12 protein-coding genes are annotated in these 16,895 nt (G+C 72.5%); 4 read left to right on the forward strand and 8 right to left on the reverse strand.

Going from position 1 to position 16,895, the window contains the following annotated elements; genetic code table 11:
• Positions 1–97: 97 nt before the first annotated feature.
• Together ABH926_RS27910 and ABH926_RS27915 are read right to left on the reverse strand one after the other, a co-directional pair.
• Complete coding sequence (locus ABH926_RS27910; protein ID WP_370368777.1) at positions 98–2,902, reverse strand: hypothetical protein; 2,805 nt, start codon at positions 2,900–2,902, stop codon at positions 98–100.
• Positions 2,902–5,160 (reverse strand): FtsX-like permease family protein, encoded by a 2,259-nt coding sequence (locus ABH926_RS27915; protein ID WP_370368778.1) that lies wholly within the window; start codon positions 5,158–5,160, stop codon positions 2,902–2,904. The genes ABH926_RS27910 and ABH926_RS27915 overlap by 1 nt, the downstream gene beginning before the upstream one ends.
• A gap of 35 nt (positions 5,161–5,195) precedes the next feature.
• On the opposite strand from ABH926_RS27915, the gene ABH926_RS27920 reads away from it, so the two are divergent.
• Positions 5,196–5,591, forward strand: a complete 396-nt coding sequence (locus tag ABH926_RS27920) for a hypothetical protein (protein WP_370368779.1) — start codon at positions 5,196–5,198, stop codon at positions 5,589–5,591.
• A gap of 9 nt (positions 5,592–5,600) precedes the next feature.
• On the forward strand, positions 5,601–5,759 hold the full coding sequence (locus ABH926_RS27925) for a hypothetical protein (RefSeq protein WP_370368780.1): 159 nt from the start codon (positions 5,601–5,603) through the stop codon (positions 5,757–5,759).
• A 593-nt stretch (positions 5,760–6,352) separates the two neighbouring features.
• Here ABH926_RS27925 and ABH926_RS27930 read toward each other — a convergent pair.
• From ABH926_RS27930 to ABH926_RS27945, 4 genes are read right to left on the reverse strand one after another with little or no spacing between them, the layout of a single operon-like run.
• Positions 6,353–7,438 carry an ABC transporter ATP-binding protein gene (locus ABH926_RS27930; protein WP_370368781.1) on the reverse strand — a complete coding sequence of 362 codons (1,086 nt, stop codon included), beginning with the start codon at positions 7,436–7,438 and terminating at the stop codon, positions 6,353–6,355.
• Positions 7,439–7,489: 51 nt separating this feature from the next.
• Positions 7,490–8,377, reverse strand: a complete 888-nt coding sequence (locus tag ABH926_RS27935; RefSeq protein WP_370368782.1) for a carbohydrate ABC transporter permease — start codon at positions 8,375–8,377, stop codon at positions 7,490–7,492.
• Complete coding sequence (locus tag ABH926_RS27940; protein WP_370368783.1) at positions 8,374–9,834, reverse strand: ABC transporter permease subunit; 1,461 nt, start codon at positions 9,832–9,834, stop codon at positions 8,374–8,376. Before ABH926_RS27940 ends, ABH926_RS27935 begins: the two co-directional genes overlap by 4 nt.
• A 2-nt stretch (positions 9,835–9,836) precedes the next feature.
• Complete coding sequence (locus tag ABH926_RS27945) at positions 9,837–11,234, reverse strand: ABC transporter substrate-binding protein (RefSeq protein ID WP_370368784.1); 1,398 nt, start codon at positions 11,232–11,234, stop codon at positions 9,837–9,839.
• 212 nt (positions 11,235–11,446) lie between these two features.
• Here ABH926_RS27945 and ABH926_RS27950 point away from each other — a divergent pair, with 212 nt between their 5' ends.
• Complete coding sequence (locus ABH926_RS27950) at positions 11,447–12,634, forward strand: ROK family protein (protein ID WP_370368785.1); 1,188 nt, start codon at positions 11,447–11,449, stop codon at positions 12,632–12,634.
• A gap of 70 nt (positions 12,635–12,704) precedes the next feature.
• Here the strand turns inward: ABH926_RS27950 and ABH926_RS27955 are convergent, their stop codons facing one another.
• A complete protein-coding gene (locus ABH926_RS27955; protein WP_370368787.1) occupies positions 12,705–13,898 on the reverse strand; it encodes a lipid-transfer protein in 1,194 nt (397 codons plus the stop codon).
• Positions 13,899–13,947: 49 nt separating this feature from the next.
• Entirely contained in the window at positions 13,948–16,218 is a 2,271-nt protein-coding gene (locus ABH926_RS27960; RefSeq protein WP_370368788.1) for an acyl-CoA dehydrogenase, read from the reverse strand.
• Between the two features lie 50 nt (positions 16,219–16,268).
• On the opposite strand from ABH926_RS27960, the gene ABH926_RS27965 reads away from it, so the two are divergent.
• Positions 16,269–16,886 carry a class I SAM-dependent methyltransferase gene (locus tag ABH926_RS27965; RefSeq protein WP_370368789.1) on the forward strand — a complete coding sequence of 206 codons (618 nt, stop codon included), beginning with the start codon at positions 16,269–16,271 and terminating at the stop codon, positions 16,884–16,886.
• The last annotated feature ends 9 nt before the right edge of the window (positions 16,887–16,895 follow it).

Raw genomic sequence — 16,895 nt, forward strand, 5'->3', positions numbered from 1 at the left:
GGCGCCGGGGCTTCGCCGCCGTCCGTTCAGACGGCGATCATCGCAGAGCTCTCCTTCACAAAAGCACCATCGCCAACTCCTTCCCCCCGACGGCCCGTCATTCGAACTCGGCTGCCCGCAAGCGCACCGAGACCCGCTCCCGGCGCCGCAGTGCGGCCTCAAGCACGACCCCGCCGACAGTGCACGCGGCGACCGCGCCGATGACGGGTACCAGCCACCCGTCCCTCGGCACGCCCGGGACCTGGGCACCCAGAAGCGGCGCGAACGACGCTCCCATCGCCAGGCCGCCGGCTGTCGCCAGGGCCAACAGCGGCAGCGTAGTAGCGGGGCCGAGCAGCCGCCCCCCTCTTTCAGAAAGACCTAAGACTCGAAGTAGCAGAGCACTGTCACGGGCCGCAGAGCGACTTCCCGCCATCGTCCGCGCCAGGCACAGCAACCCGAAACCGATCGACAGCAGCTCGGCCATGCGCAGGACGGCGTGCGCGGCGGTGGTGCGGCCGTCCGCGTAACCAGCGGCGGCGGCCTGCGCGTAGGAGCCGGACGGGAAGTAGGGCCGGATCCCGGGCAACGCTCGCAGGGCTTTGATATCAGGGCTCCCCGTCACCCATAGCGCGTCCGGCTTCAGCGCCTTGGCGCCCATCTGATCGGCGGGCAGCACGACGTATCCAGGCCCGTATTCGCCGGCGATCACCGAGGCGGTCGGCAGGTCCGCGGCGGCGACGAAGTCCACGTCGACGGTCTCGGTGGGCAACGCCAGTGTGGCGTGCGTCCCGACCAGGCCGGCCAGGTCCGGCGAGACCAGCGCGGTCACCGTCCCGGGCCGGCTGGGCGCGGTCGGCCAGTCGTCGGGCACCCGGCCCGACCGCCCGCCGGACTCGCTCGCGGCGCGCTGTGTCAGGGCCCGCAGTTCGCCGGAGTCGGCGGCGAGCACCGCGACGTTCGCCGGCGCCGACGGGACGCCCGAGATCCCCGCCGCGCCCACGAACGCGGTCAGCACCTGCCCGGCGCCCGGCACGGCGGCGGCCTTCGCGGCGAACCCGTCGGGCAGCGACACCGTGGCGCCGCGGTTCAGCGCGATCGCCGACGGATCGGGGATCGCCTCGACGCGGGCGCCGGCGCCGACCGCGTACAGCGCGTCGTCCCGGACGCCCTGCGTCACCGAGGAATCCAGCCGCGCGGCGAAGGTCGCGGCCGCCGTGGCCACCACCAGACCGGCCAGCGGCGCGGCCAGCACGCGCACCCGACGCCCGCCCAGCGCGGCGGCGACGAACGCCAGCGCCCCGCGCCGCCGCCCGGCGATCGTGAACGGCACCGACCACAGCACCGGGACCAGGCGCACCACCGCCAGCGCCGCGGCGAACGCCAGCAGCGCCGGGGCGGCGATAGCCAGCCAGTCGAAGGATCCTGATCCGTTGTGCGTGCCCCGGCTGCGCATCACGCCCACCGCCGCCGCGGCGCCGAGCGGGACCGCAATGTCGCGGACCAGCCGCGGGATCCGCGCGGCGGCATCGGCATCGGCCTCGGTCGGCTCGCGCCGCGCCGCACCGGGCTGATCGGGGTGGGCCGCGACCCGGCCGAAGACCGAGCCGACCCCGGCCAGCGTCACCAGCACCGCGCCCGGCCAGGCGCGGACGGTCCCGGCCGCGGCGACGCCGGCCGCCGTGGCGATGAGGACTCCGGCCGCCGCGCCGAGCGCGACGACGAACCCTGATTGCGCCGCGAACCGCACGGCCAGCCGGCCCGGCGCCGCTCCCCGTGCCTTGCACAGCACGATCTCGGCCGAGCGCCGGACGACCACGGTCCGCAGCATCAGGAAGAACGCCGCGAGCGCTCCGGCCAGCGTCGCGCCCAGGACCACGTAGTCCAGCTGCCGCGCCTGCCGCTCGACGGAGAGAGCCTGCCCGGCGAACACGTCGAGCCGGGTCGTGGCGGCCACCGGGAACGGATGGCCGCCGGGGTCCTGCAACGCCAGGCCCTGTCCCCCGACCACCAGACGGTGCACCGCGTCGGCCAGGGCCGCCAGCTCCGAGACCGTGATGCGCGCCGGATCGATGGCGAACTCGATGGTCGTGCCGCTCCGGCCGGTCCCGGGGATCAGGCTCATGGCGTCCACGTCGGAGACCGATGGCAGCAGCAGGTCCGTCCGCCATACGGACTGCGGCTGCGCGCAGGACGGATCGTTCACGTAGAAGCCCTGCACGGGATCGTCGTAACCGCAGATGGTGCCCAGGCCCAGCCCTTGCGCGTCGGCGGCGTACCGCCAGAAGGCCGCGTCACCCGGATCGTCGGCGACGTAGATCCCGGTGATGGTGTAGGTGATGTCCTCCCGGCCGCCGGCGGAGCTGCCGGCCGTCTTCAGCACCGATCCGACGTGCAGGCCCAGGGCGTCGGCGGCGGCCTTGCTGATCGCCGCCGCCGTCGTGATCGTGGCGTGCGGCGGGTAGCCGTTGACGTCGTGGACGTCGCTCCGGGCGGTCGGCGCGGCGCCCGCCACGAAGCGGACGTGGCTCTGGTAACCGAGCAGCGCGGCACCCTGGAGGTGTACGGGCATGCCCCGGGGCCCGGCCAGATGCACGATCGGGAACTCGCCTGAACTCACGACACTGATATCGGCCGCGGTCACCAGTCGCGCCAGCTGCGGCGGCATGGCGGTCCGCGACGCGGCGGCGACGGATTCCATGAAGGCGTTGCTGTACTGCTGATCGCTGGGCGCGGTCAGGGTCACGTCCCGGTCCAGGCTGTCCGCCCCGCCGACGGCGTCGGCGACGATCGCCCGGTCCGAGCGGCCGATCTGGTATGGGACCGCGGCGGCGGTGGCCGCCGTCGCCCCGGCGAACAGCGCGAGCAGGGCCAGCACGCCGCGCACCCGCGCCGCCTCGCCCCACCACCGCGGCCGGCGCATCAGCTCACCTCCGCACGCATCGAGGCGCGCCCGCTGAGGGCGTACGTGATCAGGACGGCCAGCGCGCCGAACACCGCCGCCGCGGCCCCGGCCAAGCCGAGCGCCGGCCAGTCGTAGACCCGGACCGGCGGCGGGGTCGGGGGCGCCCCGGAGGGCGTGAACACCATCAGCTTGAACTCCGATCGCAGGGCCAGGGCGCCCAGTCCGAGGCCGGCCAGGGCACCGAGCAGCGCGACGCCGGCTTGTTCGGCCAGCAGCAGGACGGCCGCGCGGCGGCGGGTCAGCCCGAGCGCGGCCAGCACCGCGAGTTCCCGCGCGCGCTCGCGCAGCGTGGAGACGGTGTGCAGGGCCAGACCGAGCAGGACGAAGGCCAGCGCGGCCAGGGTGCCGAGTTTCAGGGTCAGGCTGAAGCCGGCGGCGAAGGGGTAGTCGCGCAGTGCCTTCTCCTCGGTGGCGCGGTCGTCGACCGTCGCGGGCTGGGACAGGTGGGAGGCGGTCAGGGTGCTGCGATACCGGTCGGCGAGGCTCGCGGCACCGGTGCCGTCGGTGTCGGCCCACCATTCGCCGGTGAGCGGTGCGAGCTGCTGCCCGGCGGCCCCCGACCCGGCCGAGGCCCGCTCCGCCGCGCGGTCCAGCAGGCCGATCGGGACGATGAGCGCGTCCTGGCCGCCGGTGCCGGATCCGGGCGCGGCGGCGATCGCGGCGACGAAGCGCAGGGTCACCGGCTGGGAGAAGGCGCCGGTGGCGAAGGTGTCGCCGACCTGCTTGTCCAGAGCGGCCAGCAAGTGCCGGGTGGCGATCGCCGGGACGATCAGGGGGCCGGCGCTCCCGGCTTTGGTGAGTTGCAGGACCTGGACCGGCGCGGAGGTGGTACCGGCCTTCACCGGAGCGGCGGGAGCCGCGGGAGCGGAGTCGGCGGAAACGGCGGGTGCGGTGAACGCCATGCCGGCAGGGATGGTCACCGCCTGGCCGTCGGCCTGGAGAGCGAGGACTTTCAGCACGCCGATGGGACAGGCCGGAGCGGTCGACGACTCCGACAGAGCGCTGATGCTGATCGGGTAAGCGATGCTCTTGCCACTGTCGACGAGGGTTCCGGTCAGCGTGCGCGTAGCGCCGTCAGGAGCGTCAACGGTGCCGAGAACCGCTTCGCCGGGGTAGCCGTAGGCATCGGTGAACTGAGCGGTGACCTGAAGCGGGCCCGGATCGCAGGTGCTGTTCGCACTCGGGCTGTAGGAGAGATCCGCGCTCAGGCGGCTCGGGGTGCCGGGCAGCGGGACTCCGACGGAGCCGTGCGGTTCCCAGCCGTCATTGGCCAGCAGGGTACTGACATCCGGCCAGGTCCTCCCGCCGGCCAGATCGGCGCGGAGGTCGAGGACTCCGCTGGAGCGGACCGGATCCAGGCCGATCACGTCGGCCGTCGGCGTGGTCTCGTCGAGCCCCTGGGACGTCGCGGCCTGGTCGGCGCGGACCATGCGGTAGGGCGCGCGCAGGGCCACGAAGCCCGCGCCGGTGCCGGGCGTGGCCGCGAGCGCGCGGACGGTCTCGGGGCCGGTGGACACCAGCCCCGAGATGCGCACCTGGGCGCCGACCGCGAAGCCGGCCTGGTCGGCGTCCGAGCGGTCGGCCGAGGACAGCAGGACGCCGGCCTGCACGCCGATGGCCACGGCGAGCACCAGGAGCGCCATCGGCAGCGCCTGGGTGCGCGCGGCCCGGCCGAGACGCCAGCCGACCAGCGCCGCGAGCGTGCCCCTGCCGCGCGCCGCGAACCGGCCGGCCGGGGCCGCCACGAACGGCAGCAGCCGCAGGACGATCAGCGCCCCGGCGGACAACAGCACCGCGGGCGCCACCACCTGCGGCCAGGGCAGCGCGCCGGTGCGCGCCGTGTCGTCGCCGGCCTGGAACAGCTCCCACAACGCGGCGAGGCCGAACGCCAGGACCGCCAGATCGATGGTCGCGCGCTGCAGAGCGGTGCGCAGCGTGGACCGGCGGCGGACCCGGGCGACGGTGCTGTAGCTGAGCGCGGAGCGGGTGCCGACCGAACCGAGCAGGACCGCGGCCAACACCGCACCGATCAGCGCGACCACCCACTGCGCGGTCTCGATGTGGTCGGCCCCGTCCACGACCCCCGCGACGCCGGAGTCCCCGTGCGCCCACGCCGCCCCGATGCGCTGCTCCAGCCACCGTGCCGCCCACGGCGCCAGCGCCGCAGGGCAGCGCCAGTGCGAGCCCTTCGCCGATCTGCACCCGGCCCAGAGCACGGACGGAGGAACCGCGGGCGCGCAGCAGGCCGTCCATGGCGTGCCGGCGGTCGGCCAGGGCGCGCGCGATCTGCGCCAGCGCCGCCGCCGACAGCACCCCGAGCTCGGCGGCCACCAGCCACTCCAGGCGCACGCTGACCGCCGTCACCCCGACCAGCGCGGCCATGCGCGGCGCGAGTTGGTCGTTCAGCGCGGGGGTGAAGTCGCCGTCCGGCGAGGACGTGGCCGGCACCCACGCGTCGAAGGCGGCGAGCTGGGCGGCGAACCGCGGCAGCCGGCCGGCCGGGAAGCCGGCGGGGTCCGGCGCCGCGGAGACGGCAGCCTGCGTCAGCAGGATGTCGGGCCGCGCGGTGACGGAGGCGTCGACGAGGACCGGCGCCTCGTCGCCGTCGTGCAGCCAGAAGCGGTCGGCGGGATCCACGGGCTGGTAGACGCCGGCGATGCGGAAGGTGAGGGCGTTGGAGGAATCCCAGCCGGAGCGGGTGGAGACGGTGTCGCCGACGTGCCAGTGGTGGACGGCGAGGGTCGGCTCGGATACGAGGGCTGAGAAGGCGGTCGTGGTCGCGGTCGATGGTGCGGCGGTCGGCCACGCCCCCTGAAGCAGCCGCGCCTTGTCCTTCAGCGCGCCGCTGGACCAGAACGCGACGGCGTCGGTGTTGGAGACGGTGGATTGGAGCAGGACGTAGGGCCCGGACACGACCGTGGTGTCCACTTGCGACCCGACCGCGGCGAACGCGGCGGCGACGTGCTCGTGCAGCTGCGCGAAGAACGCGGTGCGCTGATCGGGCGTCGCCTCCCACTGGGTCCCGGATCCGTAGACCACGCGGACCGTCCGCGCATCCGGCGCCATCGCCTTGAGCGCGCTGCGCACCGACGCGGCCCGCACCGCCGAGGCATGCATGCCGATGAGCGTGACCAGCATCAACGCCGGCATGAGCACCGCCACGGCGGCGGCGAGCATGGCGCGCTGGTGCACGGCCCGGCGGAGCAGGAGACGGGGTGCGGTCATGCGGGTTAGGACGGGGAAGGGCCCGCGGGCCGTTGCGGGTGTTACCGAACGGTGATCAAGACAGGGGTCGCATATGCGGCGCCGGCGCCTCAATCCAGCAGCCCGGCAGGCGCTCGACCGAGAGCCCGGCAGGCGCTCAGTCCGGCAGCCCGGCAGACGCTCGGCCGAGTGCCCGGCAGGCGCTCAGTCCGGCAGCCGCGCCCCGTTCCCGGCATCGAACAAATGCAGCGCCGCCCCGGCCCGCACCCCCAGCACCACGCTCTCGCCCTTCACCGGCACCGGCCCGTTGGCGTGGCGGATCACGAGGTCGCTCTCCTCGCCGTCCACCACCGTCCGCGCCGTCACCAGGTAGTCGCGTCCCGTGTCGCGCACCAGGACCGCCGTCGCGCGGATGCCCTCGGCCTCGGCGCCGATCGACAGGTCCTCCGGGCGGACGCCGATCACCACCCGGTTGCCCGTCAAAGCTGAGGATTGCGTTGAGGTGAGCGCCACCGCGAGCCCTCCGAGCCGCGCCACGCCGTCGGCGGCGACCGCGGTCGCCAGGTTCATGCCCGGCTCGCCGAGGAACTGCGCCACCGCGATGGTGGCCGGCCTGCTGAACACCTCCGACGGGGTGCCCACCTGCTGCACCCGGCCGCTGTCCAGGACCGCGATCCGGTCGGCGATCGACCAGGCGTCGACCGAGCTGCACGTCGCGTACAGCGTCGTGATCCCCAGCTCGCGCTGCAACGCCGCGATCGGCGAGCGGCCCCGCATCATCAGCGGGACGCCCGAGCCGGCCAGCGGCTCGTCGAGGCACACCACGTCCGGGCGGCGGACGATCGCCCGGGCCATCGTCGTGCGCTGGCGCACGTCGTAGCCCACCGCGTCGGGCTTGCTGTTCAGGTGGTCCGCGACGCCGCACAGCTCCGCGACCTGCTGGACGCGGGCCGCCGCGGACTTCACCGAGTTCTTGCGCATGGTCAGCGGCAGCGCGATGTTCTCGCGGATGGTCTGGTTCGGGAACAGGGCGAAGCCCTGGAAGATCATCGACACGCCGCGCTTGTCCGGGGCGGTGCGGCCGACGTCCTTGCCGCCGATCAGCACCGTGCCCCGGTCCATCGGCTCCAGCCCGGCGAGCATGCGCAGCAAGGTGCTCTTGCCGCTGCCGGAGGGGCCGGTCAGGACGAGGAGCTCGCCGTCTCGGACGTCGATGTCGACGCCGTCGACGGCGGGCCGCCACGCCCCGTGGAACACCCTCGTGGCGTCGAGGAAACGGACGTCCGCCACGGTCGTGCGCTCTCCTGCCTTCGTTCGTCGCCTGGTTCGCCTGGTTCGCCGCTAGCCCTTGACCGAGCCGGCCATGAGTCCTTGGACGAAGTATCTCTGGAAAGCGAAGAAGACCACGAGGGGCACGGACAGCGACAGGAAGGCGCCGGGCGCCAGGATGTCGATGTTGCTGCCGAACTGGCGCATGTTGGACTGCAGCGCGACGGTCAGCGGCTGCGTCTTCGCGTTGGAGAAGACCAGCGCCACCAGCAGGTCGTTCCAGACCCACAGGAACTGGAAGATGGCCAGCGAGGCGATGGCCGGCAGGCCGAGGGGGACGATCACCTTGCGGAAGATCGTCCATTCGCTGCCGCCCTCCATCCGGGTGGCCTCCAGCAGCTCGCGCGGGATCGCCGCGAAGAAGTTGCGCAGGAGGTAGATGGCGAACGGCAGGCCGAAGCCGACGTGGAACAGCACCACGCCCAGGATCGTGCCGAAGATGTGCAGGTTGCGGTACAGCGAGGCCACCGGCAGCAGCGCCACCTGGATCGGCACCACCATCAGCCCGACCACGACCACGAACAGCCAGTCCCGGCCCCGGAAGTCGATCCAGGCGAAGGCGTAGGCGGCCAGCGCGCCGAGGAACACGACCAGGGCGGTGGCCGGCACGGTGATCAGGACGGTGTTCCACAGCGACTGGATGATGCCGTGGTTGGCGAACAGGCTGGTGTAGTCCTTGAAGGTGAGCTGCGCCGGGTGCGAGAAGACCGTCCACCAGCCGCTGTTGCTGATGTCGGAGGCCTTGCGCAGGGAGCTGATGAACAGCCCCAGCGTCGGGATCAGCCAGACGACGCCGACCGCCAGCACGATGAGGTAGATCGCACCGCCGGTGAGGCGCTTGGCGACGCGGGTGCCGACCGGGATGCGGCCGGGCACCGCCACGGGACGCGTGACGCTCATCGCCCCTCCTTCTTCTCGTTGCGCAGGCGGCGGATGTTGAAGTACATGGCCGGCAGCACCAGGACGTACAGGAACACGCCGATCGCGCTGCCCAGGCCCTGGTCCGCGCCGCCGCCGAACGACACGTTCCACATCTGCACGGCGAGCACGTTCGCGTTCGGCAGCGTGGAGCCGGGGGCGATGACGTACACCAGGTCGAAGACCTTCAGGACGTTGATGATCTGGGTGACCATCACCACCAGCAGTACCGGCGCCAGCAGCGGCACGGTGATGCGCCAGAACACCTGTCTGTCGTTGGCCCCGTCCACCCGCGCCGCCTCCTGCAGCTCACGCGGGATCGAGGCGAGCCCGGCCGCGATCAGCACCATCGCGAAGCCGGCCCAGATCCACAGATAGGAGGCGATGATCGCCGGGGTCACCAGCGAGGGGCCGAGCCATTGGATGCCTCGGTACGGTTGGGCGAAGTTGCTGCCCGGCAGTTCTAGTCGGTAGCTATCACCGGGTTTCAGTCCCTTGATGGTGAAGGTGCCGTCGTTGTGCGCCGAGGCCGATCCGGCGCTCTTGCCGGTCGCGACGTCGATCGCCTTGACCGAGATCCCCGGCATGCCCTTCTTGCCGGCGTCCAGGTGGTTCGGCGTGCCCCCGCCGCCGTAGATGATGTCCAGCCAGACCGTGCCCTCGATCTGGTCCGCGGCCGGGGCCGCGCTCGGGGCCGCGGCCTGCGCCGCCTTGCCGGGCAGGCCCGCGGCCTGGATGCCGACCAGCGGCAGCTGCGCGACGGAGCCGGCCTGGAAGGTCTGCACCGAGGTGAACGATCCCGCCGTGCCGGGCTTGGCGGTGACCGGACGGGGCCGCGCGCCGGGGTACTTCGACGACGGCGCGAAGGTGTCGTGCACCCCGACGGCCACCGCGTTGGCCACGCCCTGGTGCGGGTCCTGCTGGTAGACCAGCTCGAAGATGACGCCGGCGGCCAGGAACGAGATGGCCATCGGCATGAAGATGACCGCCTTGAACGCGGTGGACCAGCGGATCTTCTCGGCCATCAGCGCGAACATCAGGCCCAGCGCGCAGGCCACGGTCGGCGCGCAGACCACCCAGATGATGTTGTTCTTCAGCGCGGTGAGCGTTGCCGAGTCCGTGAACAGGGTGTGGTAGTTGTGCAGCCCGACCCACTTGGAGCCGTCGGCGTTGTGCACGCTGAGCCAGACCGAGTCGATCGCCGGCCAGATGATGATGGCCGCCAGGATGACCGCGGCCGGTATCAGGAAGCCGGCGCGGACCCGGACCGGTATGCGCAGAGGGCTGCGGCCGTGGTCGGCCAGCGGATGCGGGTACGGGTGCGGGCGCGGGTGCGGCCCGGACCCTTGGCCGGGGACGCTAGCGGGGGCGTTTTCTGGAGGCGGCCCCGCCGCCGGGACGGACCCGGCGGCGGCGGCCGCGGACAGGGGCTCGTCCATGGCTACTGCCAGGTCTCCTTCGCCGCGTCCTTCTCCAGCTGCGCGGCGGTGCCGTTGACGTCGCCGCTGCTCAGGAAGTCCTGCAGGTCCTTCCACTCCCCGGCGCCCTTGGTGCCGCCGAAGCCGACCGGGGCCTGGTCGGACATGTCGAACCGGAAGCCGCTGCCGGCGCTGACGAGCATCTGCGCCTCGGCGCGCGTGGTGTCGTCGGGGTAGGACGACATCGGCACGCTCTTGTCCGGCGAGACGAAGCCGCCGGCCGACGCCCACGCCTCGGCCGCCTCCGGCGAGGCCAGGAACTGGATGAACGCCATCGTCGCCGGGTTGTCGTTGGTGGCCAGCGCGGCGTCGCCGCCGCCGACGACGAAGTCGGTCAGCGAGCCGGCCGCCGGGAAGGCGAAGAACTTGGCGTCGGTGCCGAGCTTGGCCTGGGTGGTCGAGGTGATGACCGAGCCGGAGAAGTCGCCCTCGTAGACCATGGCGGCCTTCGGCGGGCTCTTGAAGGTCTGGGTGACCGAGTCGTTGAAGGAGGTCTGGAGCGCCCCGGACTTGCCGCCGGCCATGAACTGGTCGTTGCCGAACAGCTGCTTCAGCGTGGTCAGCGCCTGGATGACCGAGGGGTCGGTCCAGGGGATCTGGTGGTGCGCGAGCTTGTCGTACATATCCGGGCCGGCCTCGGACAGGTAGACGTTCTCGAACCAGTCGGTGAGCGTCCAGCCGTCCGCACCGCCCACCGAGACCGGGGTGATGCCGGCGTCGGAGAGCGTCTGGCAGTCCTTCAGGAAGTCGGCCCAGGTCTTCGGCGGCGTGACGCCGGCCTGCGAGAACTGCGCGGTGTTGTACCAGAACGTCGACTTGTTCGCGGCCTTGAACATGATCGAGTAGACCTGGCCGTTGACCGTGCCGAGGGTCTTCCAGCTCGGGTCGTAGTCGGCGTCGATCTCGGAGATCACGTTGGCGCCCAGCGGCTTGATCTGCCCGGCCTTGGCGAACTGCGCGATGGCGCCGGGCTGGGCCAGCAGCGCCACGTCGGGGGCGCCGCCGCCGGCCAGCTTGCTGCGCAGGACGGTCGGCGTCTGGTCGCCGGCGCCCTGGTAGCTGACCTTGGCGTGGGTCTTGGCCGTGAAGGCGTCGATCACCTTCTGGAAGTCCTGCTGCTCCTGCCCGGACCACTCGGCGAGGACCTGGATCGACTTGCCGGACAGGTCCGGCAGCGCCGGCCCCGCCGCCGCGCCGCCGGACGAGGAGGAGGACGACGAGCCCGCCGTGGATCCGGCCGAGGAGGTCGAGGCGGCCGCCGAGGGCTTGGAGGAGCTGGAGGAACAGCCGGCCAGTGCCAGGCCGGAGGCCAGTCCGACGGCTGCGACAACCGTGACGGACCGGTGGGAGCGTGCGCCCATGATCAGCCTTCTTTCGTCAACTCGAGTGAGGGAACTGTCGTCTTGCGAAGTGGGGCGGCGATGCCGGAAACGTAAAGGTGACGAAATGAGGGCGTCAAGCGTGTTGCGATTCTGTGATAGACGAACAAATTCGACCGAACTAACCGGGGCTTCAACCCCTGTATTTGTTTGATCCTTGACTAATGGCGCCCTATCGCAGCATCCTCGCTGTCATGAGGACGCCCCCCACGGAGTCCCGTGCCGAGCGCAGCCGACTGGCCGTCGTACGGCTGCTGCGCGAGCGCGGGACCATGAGCCGCGCCGACATAGCCCGCTCGGTCGGACTGTCCCGCTCGACGGTCTCCGGCATCATCGCCGCCCTGGTCGCCGACGACCTGGTGGTGGAACTGGACGCCAAACTGGCCCCGGCCGGCGGCGGCGCCGGCCGCCCGGGGGCCGCGGTGATGCTCAACCCGGCCAGCGGCGAGGCGATCGGCGTCGACTTCGGCTACCGCCACGTCCACGTGATCATCGCCAACGTCGCGCACGCGGTCCGCATCGCCAAGTCGGTCCGCCTCCCGGTCGGCTACGACCCGTCCCAGGGCTTCGACCTGGCCGCCGACCTGGTCCGCACCGCCATCGACGAGGCCGGCACCGACCCCAGCCGCATCCTGGGCGTCGGCGTGAGCGTGCCGGGCCCCTTCGACACCGCGCGCGGCGTCCCCAGCTCCGGCATGCCCTCCCGCTGGGCCGGCATCCCCGTCGCCGCCGAACTGGGCGCCCGGCTGAACCTCCCGGTCCTGGCCGACGGCGACACCCGCCTCGGCGCCCTGGCCGAACGCCGCTGGGGCGCGGCCCGGGGGTGCGACGAGTTCGTCTACATGAAGCTGCACGGCGGCGTCGGCGGCGCCTTCGTCTCCAACGGCCGACTGGCCCGCGGCGTCAACGGCGGCGCCGGGGAGATCGGCCACCTGGTGGTGGACGCCACCGGTCCGCTGTGCCGCTGCGGGAACCGCGGCTGCCTGGAGACCTTCGTCGGCCTGCCGGTGGTGATGCGCGCCCTGGAACCGGCCTACGGCGACCGGCTGACGCTGCGCAACGTCATCACCATGGCCTGGCAGGGCGACCGCGGCTGCATCAGGGCCCTGTCGGACGCGGGCACGATGGCCGGCCGCGCGGTGGGCATGCTCGGCAACATCCTGAACCCGCAGAGCGTGATCATCGGCGGCGCGCTCTCGGCGGCCGGCGAACTGCTGATGGGGCCGCTGCGCGAGGCGGCGGCGACGGCCTCGCTGCCGCTGGCCGGGGACGCGATGACGATCCAGGTCGGGGCGCTGGGGCCGCAGGCCTGCGCGCTCGGGGCGGTGGCGATGGTCTTGGGCGAGACGGATCAGAAGCTGATGGCGGCGCTGGGGTCCTGAACGGACGGCGAGGAGCCGGTCCGACCGCATTCACGCGGTCGGACCGCCGAGCTTGCTCGAACCGCTCCCCTCACGCCTTGCGGAACAGCGTCACCACCGCGGCCCCGCCAAGCCCGATGTTGTGCGCCAGCCCCACGTTCGCGCCCTCGACCTGCCGCGCTCCGGCCCGCCCCCGCAGGTGCCAGGTGATCTCAGCACACTGCGCCAGTCCGGTCGCGCCCAGCGGATGCCCCTTCGAGATCAGTCCGCCGGAGGGGTTCACCACCCAGCGTCCGCCGTAGGTCGTGGCCCCGTCCTGGACCAGCTTGCCGCCCTCGCCCTCGCCGCACAGGCCGAGCGCCTCGTAGGTGATCAGCTCGTTGATCGAGAAGCAGTCGTGCAGCTCGATCACGTCGAGGTCCTCCGGTCCGAGCCCGGCGGCGTCGTACACCCGGCGGGCCGCGTCCCGGCTCATCGGGCGGCCGACGACGTCGATGCAGGTGCGCGTGTCGAAGGCCTCGGCGGTGTCGGTGGCCATCGCCTGGGCGACGATCTCGACGGCCTGATCCGCCAGGCCGTGCTCGTCCACGAAGCGCTCGCTCACCACCACCGCGGCGCCGGCGCCGTCGGACGTGGGCGAGCACTGGAGCTTGGTCAGCGGGCGGTGGATCTCCCGGGCGTCCAGGATGTCCTGCACCGAGTACTCGTCCTGGAACTGGGCATTGGGGTTGTGCACCGAGTGCCGGTGGTTCTTGGCGGCGACCATCGCCAGCTGCTCGGCGGTGGTGCCGTACTTCTCCATGTGCTCGCGGGCGGCGTCGCCGAAGATCTGCGCCGTCGGCGGGGTGGCCTCGAACGAATGCAGCTCGGCCATCAGCGTGTAGTGCCGGGCCAGCGGGGAGGCGGCGAAGTCGTCGTTGTTCATGCCGCCGCCGAGCGCGCCCTTCTTCATCTGCTCGAAACCCAGGGCCAGCACGCACTCGTTGAGGCCGCCGCGGACCCACTGCGCGGCCATCATCAGCGCGGTCGAGCCGGTGGCGCAGTTGTTGTTGACGTTGTAGACCGGCACGCCGGTCAGGCCGAGCTCGTAGGCCGCGCGCTGGCCGCACGTGGAGGGGCCGAAGACGTAGCCGGCGGCCACCTGCTCGACCTGGTCGTAGCGCACGCCGGCGTCCTCCAGCGCCGCGCTCCCGGCTTCGCGCGCCATGTCGAAGTACCGCCACTGGCGGGTCTCGGGCTTCTCGAACTTCGTCATGCCGACGCCGACGACGTAGACCTTGTTCACTGTCGCATCCCCTTTATCAGAGTTCAGAGTTCGAGGTTCGGAGTCGGTCTCAGTCGCGGGGCAGCCCGAGGATCCGCTCCCCGATCACGTTCAGCTGCACTTCCGTAGTCCCACCTGCGATGGTCAGGCAGCGGCTGGACAGGAACCCCTGCGTCCACCCGGCCGCCGCCCCCGCCTCCTCGGTCGCGCCCGCGCCGCCCAGCAGCTCCAGCCCGAGCTCGGCGACGTCCTGCGCGAGCTTCATCGAGATCAGCTTCCTGATGCTCGCCTCGGGCCCCTGCTCCATCCCGGACAGCTGGCGCAGCGTGGTCCGCAGGCCCAGCAGCGCGGCGGACTGGCCCTGGCAGACCAGTTCGCCCAGCCGTTGCGCCACAACGGGATCCAACTCGCCGCGCGCCGCCACCGAGCTGAGCAGCCCTTCCAGGGAACCGCCGAGGACCGGCCCGGAGGCCAGCGACACCCGCTCGTTCCCGAGGGTGTTGCGGGCCAGCGGCCAGCCGCCGTCCACCTCGCCGACCACCAGTTCGTCGGGCACGAACACGCCGTCGAGGAACACCTCGTTGAACATCGACGCGCCGGTGATCTCGCGCAGCGGCCGGACGTCCACGCCGGGGGACTTCATGTCCACTAGGAAGTACGTGATGCCCTCGTGCTTGGGCTTGTCAGGACTCGTACGCGCGATGCAGATCGCCCACTGCGCGAAGTTCGCCACCGAGGTCCACACCTTCTGGCCGTCCAGGCGCCACCCGCCCTCGACCCGGGTGGCGCGGGTGGTCAGCGCCGCCAGGTCGGACCCGGCGCCGGGCTCGCTGAACAGCTGGCACCAGATGACCTCGCCGCGCAGGGTCGGCAGCACGAAGCGCTCGCGCTGCGCGTCGCTGCCGTACTTGACCAGCGTGGGGACCACCCAGTTGCCGATCACGAGGTCGGGCAGGCGCACCTTGGCGGCCGCCATCTCCTGCGCGATGACGATCTGCTCGACCGGCCCGGCCGACAGGCCGTAGGGCTTGGTGAGGTACGGCGCGGCATAGCCGGTGGCGGCCAGCGCCTTGCGCTGCTCCGGGGGAGTCAGGCCCTTGACTCCCGCGAGGGCCGCACGGGCCGCTTCGCGATGGGCGTCGGCCTCCTCGGGGAGCTCGACTCGGAGCTCCCGGCGCCGGCCGGCGGACGTGAGGGCGGCGGCCCGGGCCCGCCAGCGGCTGGTCGGGCCGTGGATCTGCCGCAGGCTCAGGGCCCTGCGAAGGTAGACGTGCGCGTCGTGCTCCCAGGTGAAGCCGATCCCGCCGAGCACCTGGACGCAGTCCTTGGCGCATTCCACCGCAGCGTCCAGGGCGAGCGCCGCCGCGATGGCGATCGGCACCTCGGGGTCGTCGGCGGCGATGCCGGATCCGGATCCGGCGACGTAGGCGGCGTCCCAGACCGCGCTGCGGGCCTGCTCCATCCGGGCGACCATGGCGGCGCAGCGGTGTTTGACGCCTTGGAACTGGCCGATCGGCTTGCCGAACTGGACGCGGACCTTCGCGTACTCGGCGGCGGTGCGCGTGCACCAGTCGGCGATGCCGACGGCTTCGGCGGACGCCAGGAGCGCCGCGATCCGGTCGAGCAGGGCGGTGGCGCCGACGACCACCTGGGCGCGGGGCACGAAGACCCGCCCGACGACCACCTTCGCCACCCGCCGGGTGCGGTCCAGGGAGATCAGAGGACTGATGGCGAGGTCGGCGGACGGGACGAGCGCCTGGATCTCGGAGCCGTCCGAGCGGCGGGCGGTCAGCAGCAGCCAGTCGGCGAGCGCCGCGCCGATAACCGGTTCTACCTCTCCGGCGAGCAGGTACCCGCCTTCGATGGGCTCGGCGACGACGGTGCCCGGGTGCAGCGCGACGGCGGCGGTGGCGCTGCCGTCGGCGAGCGCCGCGAGGATGTCCGAGCTGCCGGAGGTGCCGGAGCTGCCGGAGCTGCCGGAGCCGCCCGCGGCGTGCAGGAACACCGCGGCGGTCACGGTCGGCAGCAGAGGCCCGGGGGTCGCGGCGCGGCCGGTCTCCTCCAGCGTGACGGCCAGCGGCAGAAGGCCTGCGAGGTGGGCGTCGGCGGCGGCGGCCTCGGGGTCGGGGTCGGGGTCGGCGTCGAGTTCGTCGCCGTAAAGAAGTCCTTGTTTCGCCAGATCACCCCAGAACGCAGGGCGTTCCTCCTGCTCGGCGTCCAGCGCGGCGCGCACGGCGGACGGCGGCACGGCCCGGGCCAGCCACCCCCTGACCGCCTCGGCGAGGTCGCGGTGCTCACTGGTGATCCCTATGGAGCCGATTCCGGCGGTCACTGAAGCCACGTGGCGGATAGTAGAACACGTTTCAGTTATCCGGAAGATAGAGTGACCGCATGGATCAACAGCTGCGCGCCGCCGCCGAGGCCGCCCCCGGCTTCATGCCCGCCGACGAGGGCCTGGCCCTGTACGAGGCGGCCGAGCGCGCCGCGAAGGTCGGCGACCTGTTGGAGATCGGGACGTACTGCGGCAAGTCGACCATCTACCTGGCCGCGGCCGCCGCCACCGCGGACCGCGTGGTGGTCACCGTCGACCACCACCGCGGCTCCGAGGAACAGCAGCCGGGCTGGGAGTACCACGACCCGACGCTGGTCGACCCGGAAGTCGGCCTGATGGACACGCTGCCGGCGATGCGCCGCACGCTGCACGCGGCCGGCGTCGAGGACCGCGTGATCGCGGTCGTCGGCCGCTCCCCGGCCGTGGCCCGGCTCTGGAACACGCCAGTCGGCCTGTGCTTCATCGACGGCGGCCACACCGACGAGCACGCGCGGGGCGACTACGAGGGGTGGGCGCACCACGTCGCGCCGGACGGCCTGCTGGTCATCCACGACGTGTTCCCGAACCCCGAGGACGGCGGCCAGGCGCCGTACCGGATCTACCTGCGGGCGCTGGAGTCGGGCGACTTCGTCGAGGAGTCGGTGACGGGATCGCTCAGGGTGCTGCGACGGGTCTAGCCGGGCACT

The sequence above is a fragment of the Catenulispora sp. GP43 genome (genome assembly GCF_041260665.1).
In the GTDB taxonomy this organism is placed as follows: Bacteria; Actinomycetota; Actinomycetes; order Streptomycetales; family Catenulisporaceae; genus Catenulispora.

What these genes read in the sequence shown, in the direction of transcription:
- ABH926_RS27910 (WP_370368777.1), bottom strand. Translation starts at nt 2,902, where the DNA reads ATGCGCCGGCCGCGGTGGTGGGGCGAGGCGGCGCGGGTGCGCGGCGTG.
- ABH926_RS27920 (WP_370368779.1), top strand. Translation starts at nt 5,196, where the DNA reads ATGGCGTGCCGGCGGTCGGCCAGGGCGCGCGCGATCTGCGCCAGCGCC.
- ABH926_RS27925 (WP_370368780.1), top strand. Translation starts at nt 5,601, where the DNA reads ATGCGGAAGGTGAGGGCGTTGGAGGAATCCCAGCCGGAGCGGGTGGAG.
- ABH926_RS27935 (WP_370368782.1), bottom strand. Translation starts at nt 8,377, where the DNA reads ATGAGCGTCACGCGTCCCGTGGCGGTGCCCGGCCGCATCCCGGTCGGC.
- ABH926_RS27940 (WP_370368783.1), bottom strand. Translation starts at nt 9,834, where the DNA reads ATGGACGAGCCCCTGTCCGCGGCCGCCGCCGCCGGGTCCGTCCCGGCG.
- ABH926_RS27945 (WP_370368784.1), bottom strand. Translation starts at nt 11,234, where the DNA reads ATGGGCGCACGCTCCCACCGGTCCGTCACGGTTGTCGCAGCCGTCGGA.
- ABH926_RS27950 (WP_370368785.1), top strand. Translation starts at nt 11,447, where the DNA reads ATGAGGACGCCCCCCACGGAGTCCCGTGCCGAGCGCAGCCGACTGGCC.
- ABH926_RS27965 (WP_370368789.1), top strand. Translation starts at nt 16,269, where the DNA reads ATGGATCAACAGCTGCGCGCCGCCGCCGAGGCCGCCCCCGGCTTCATG.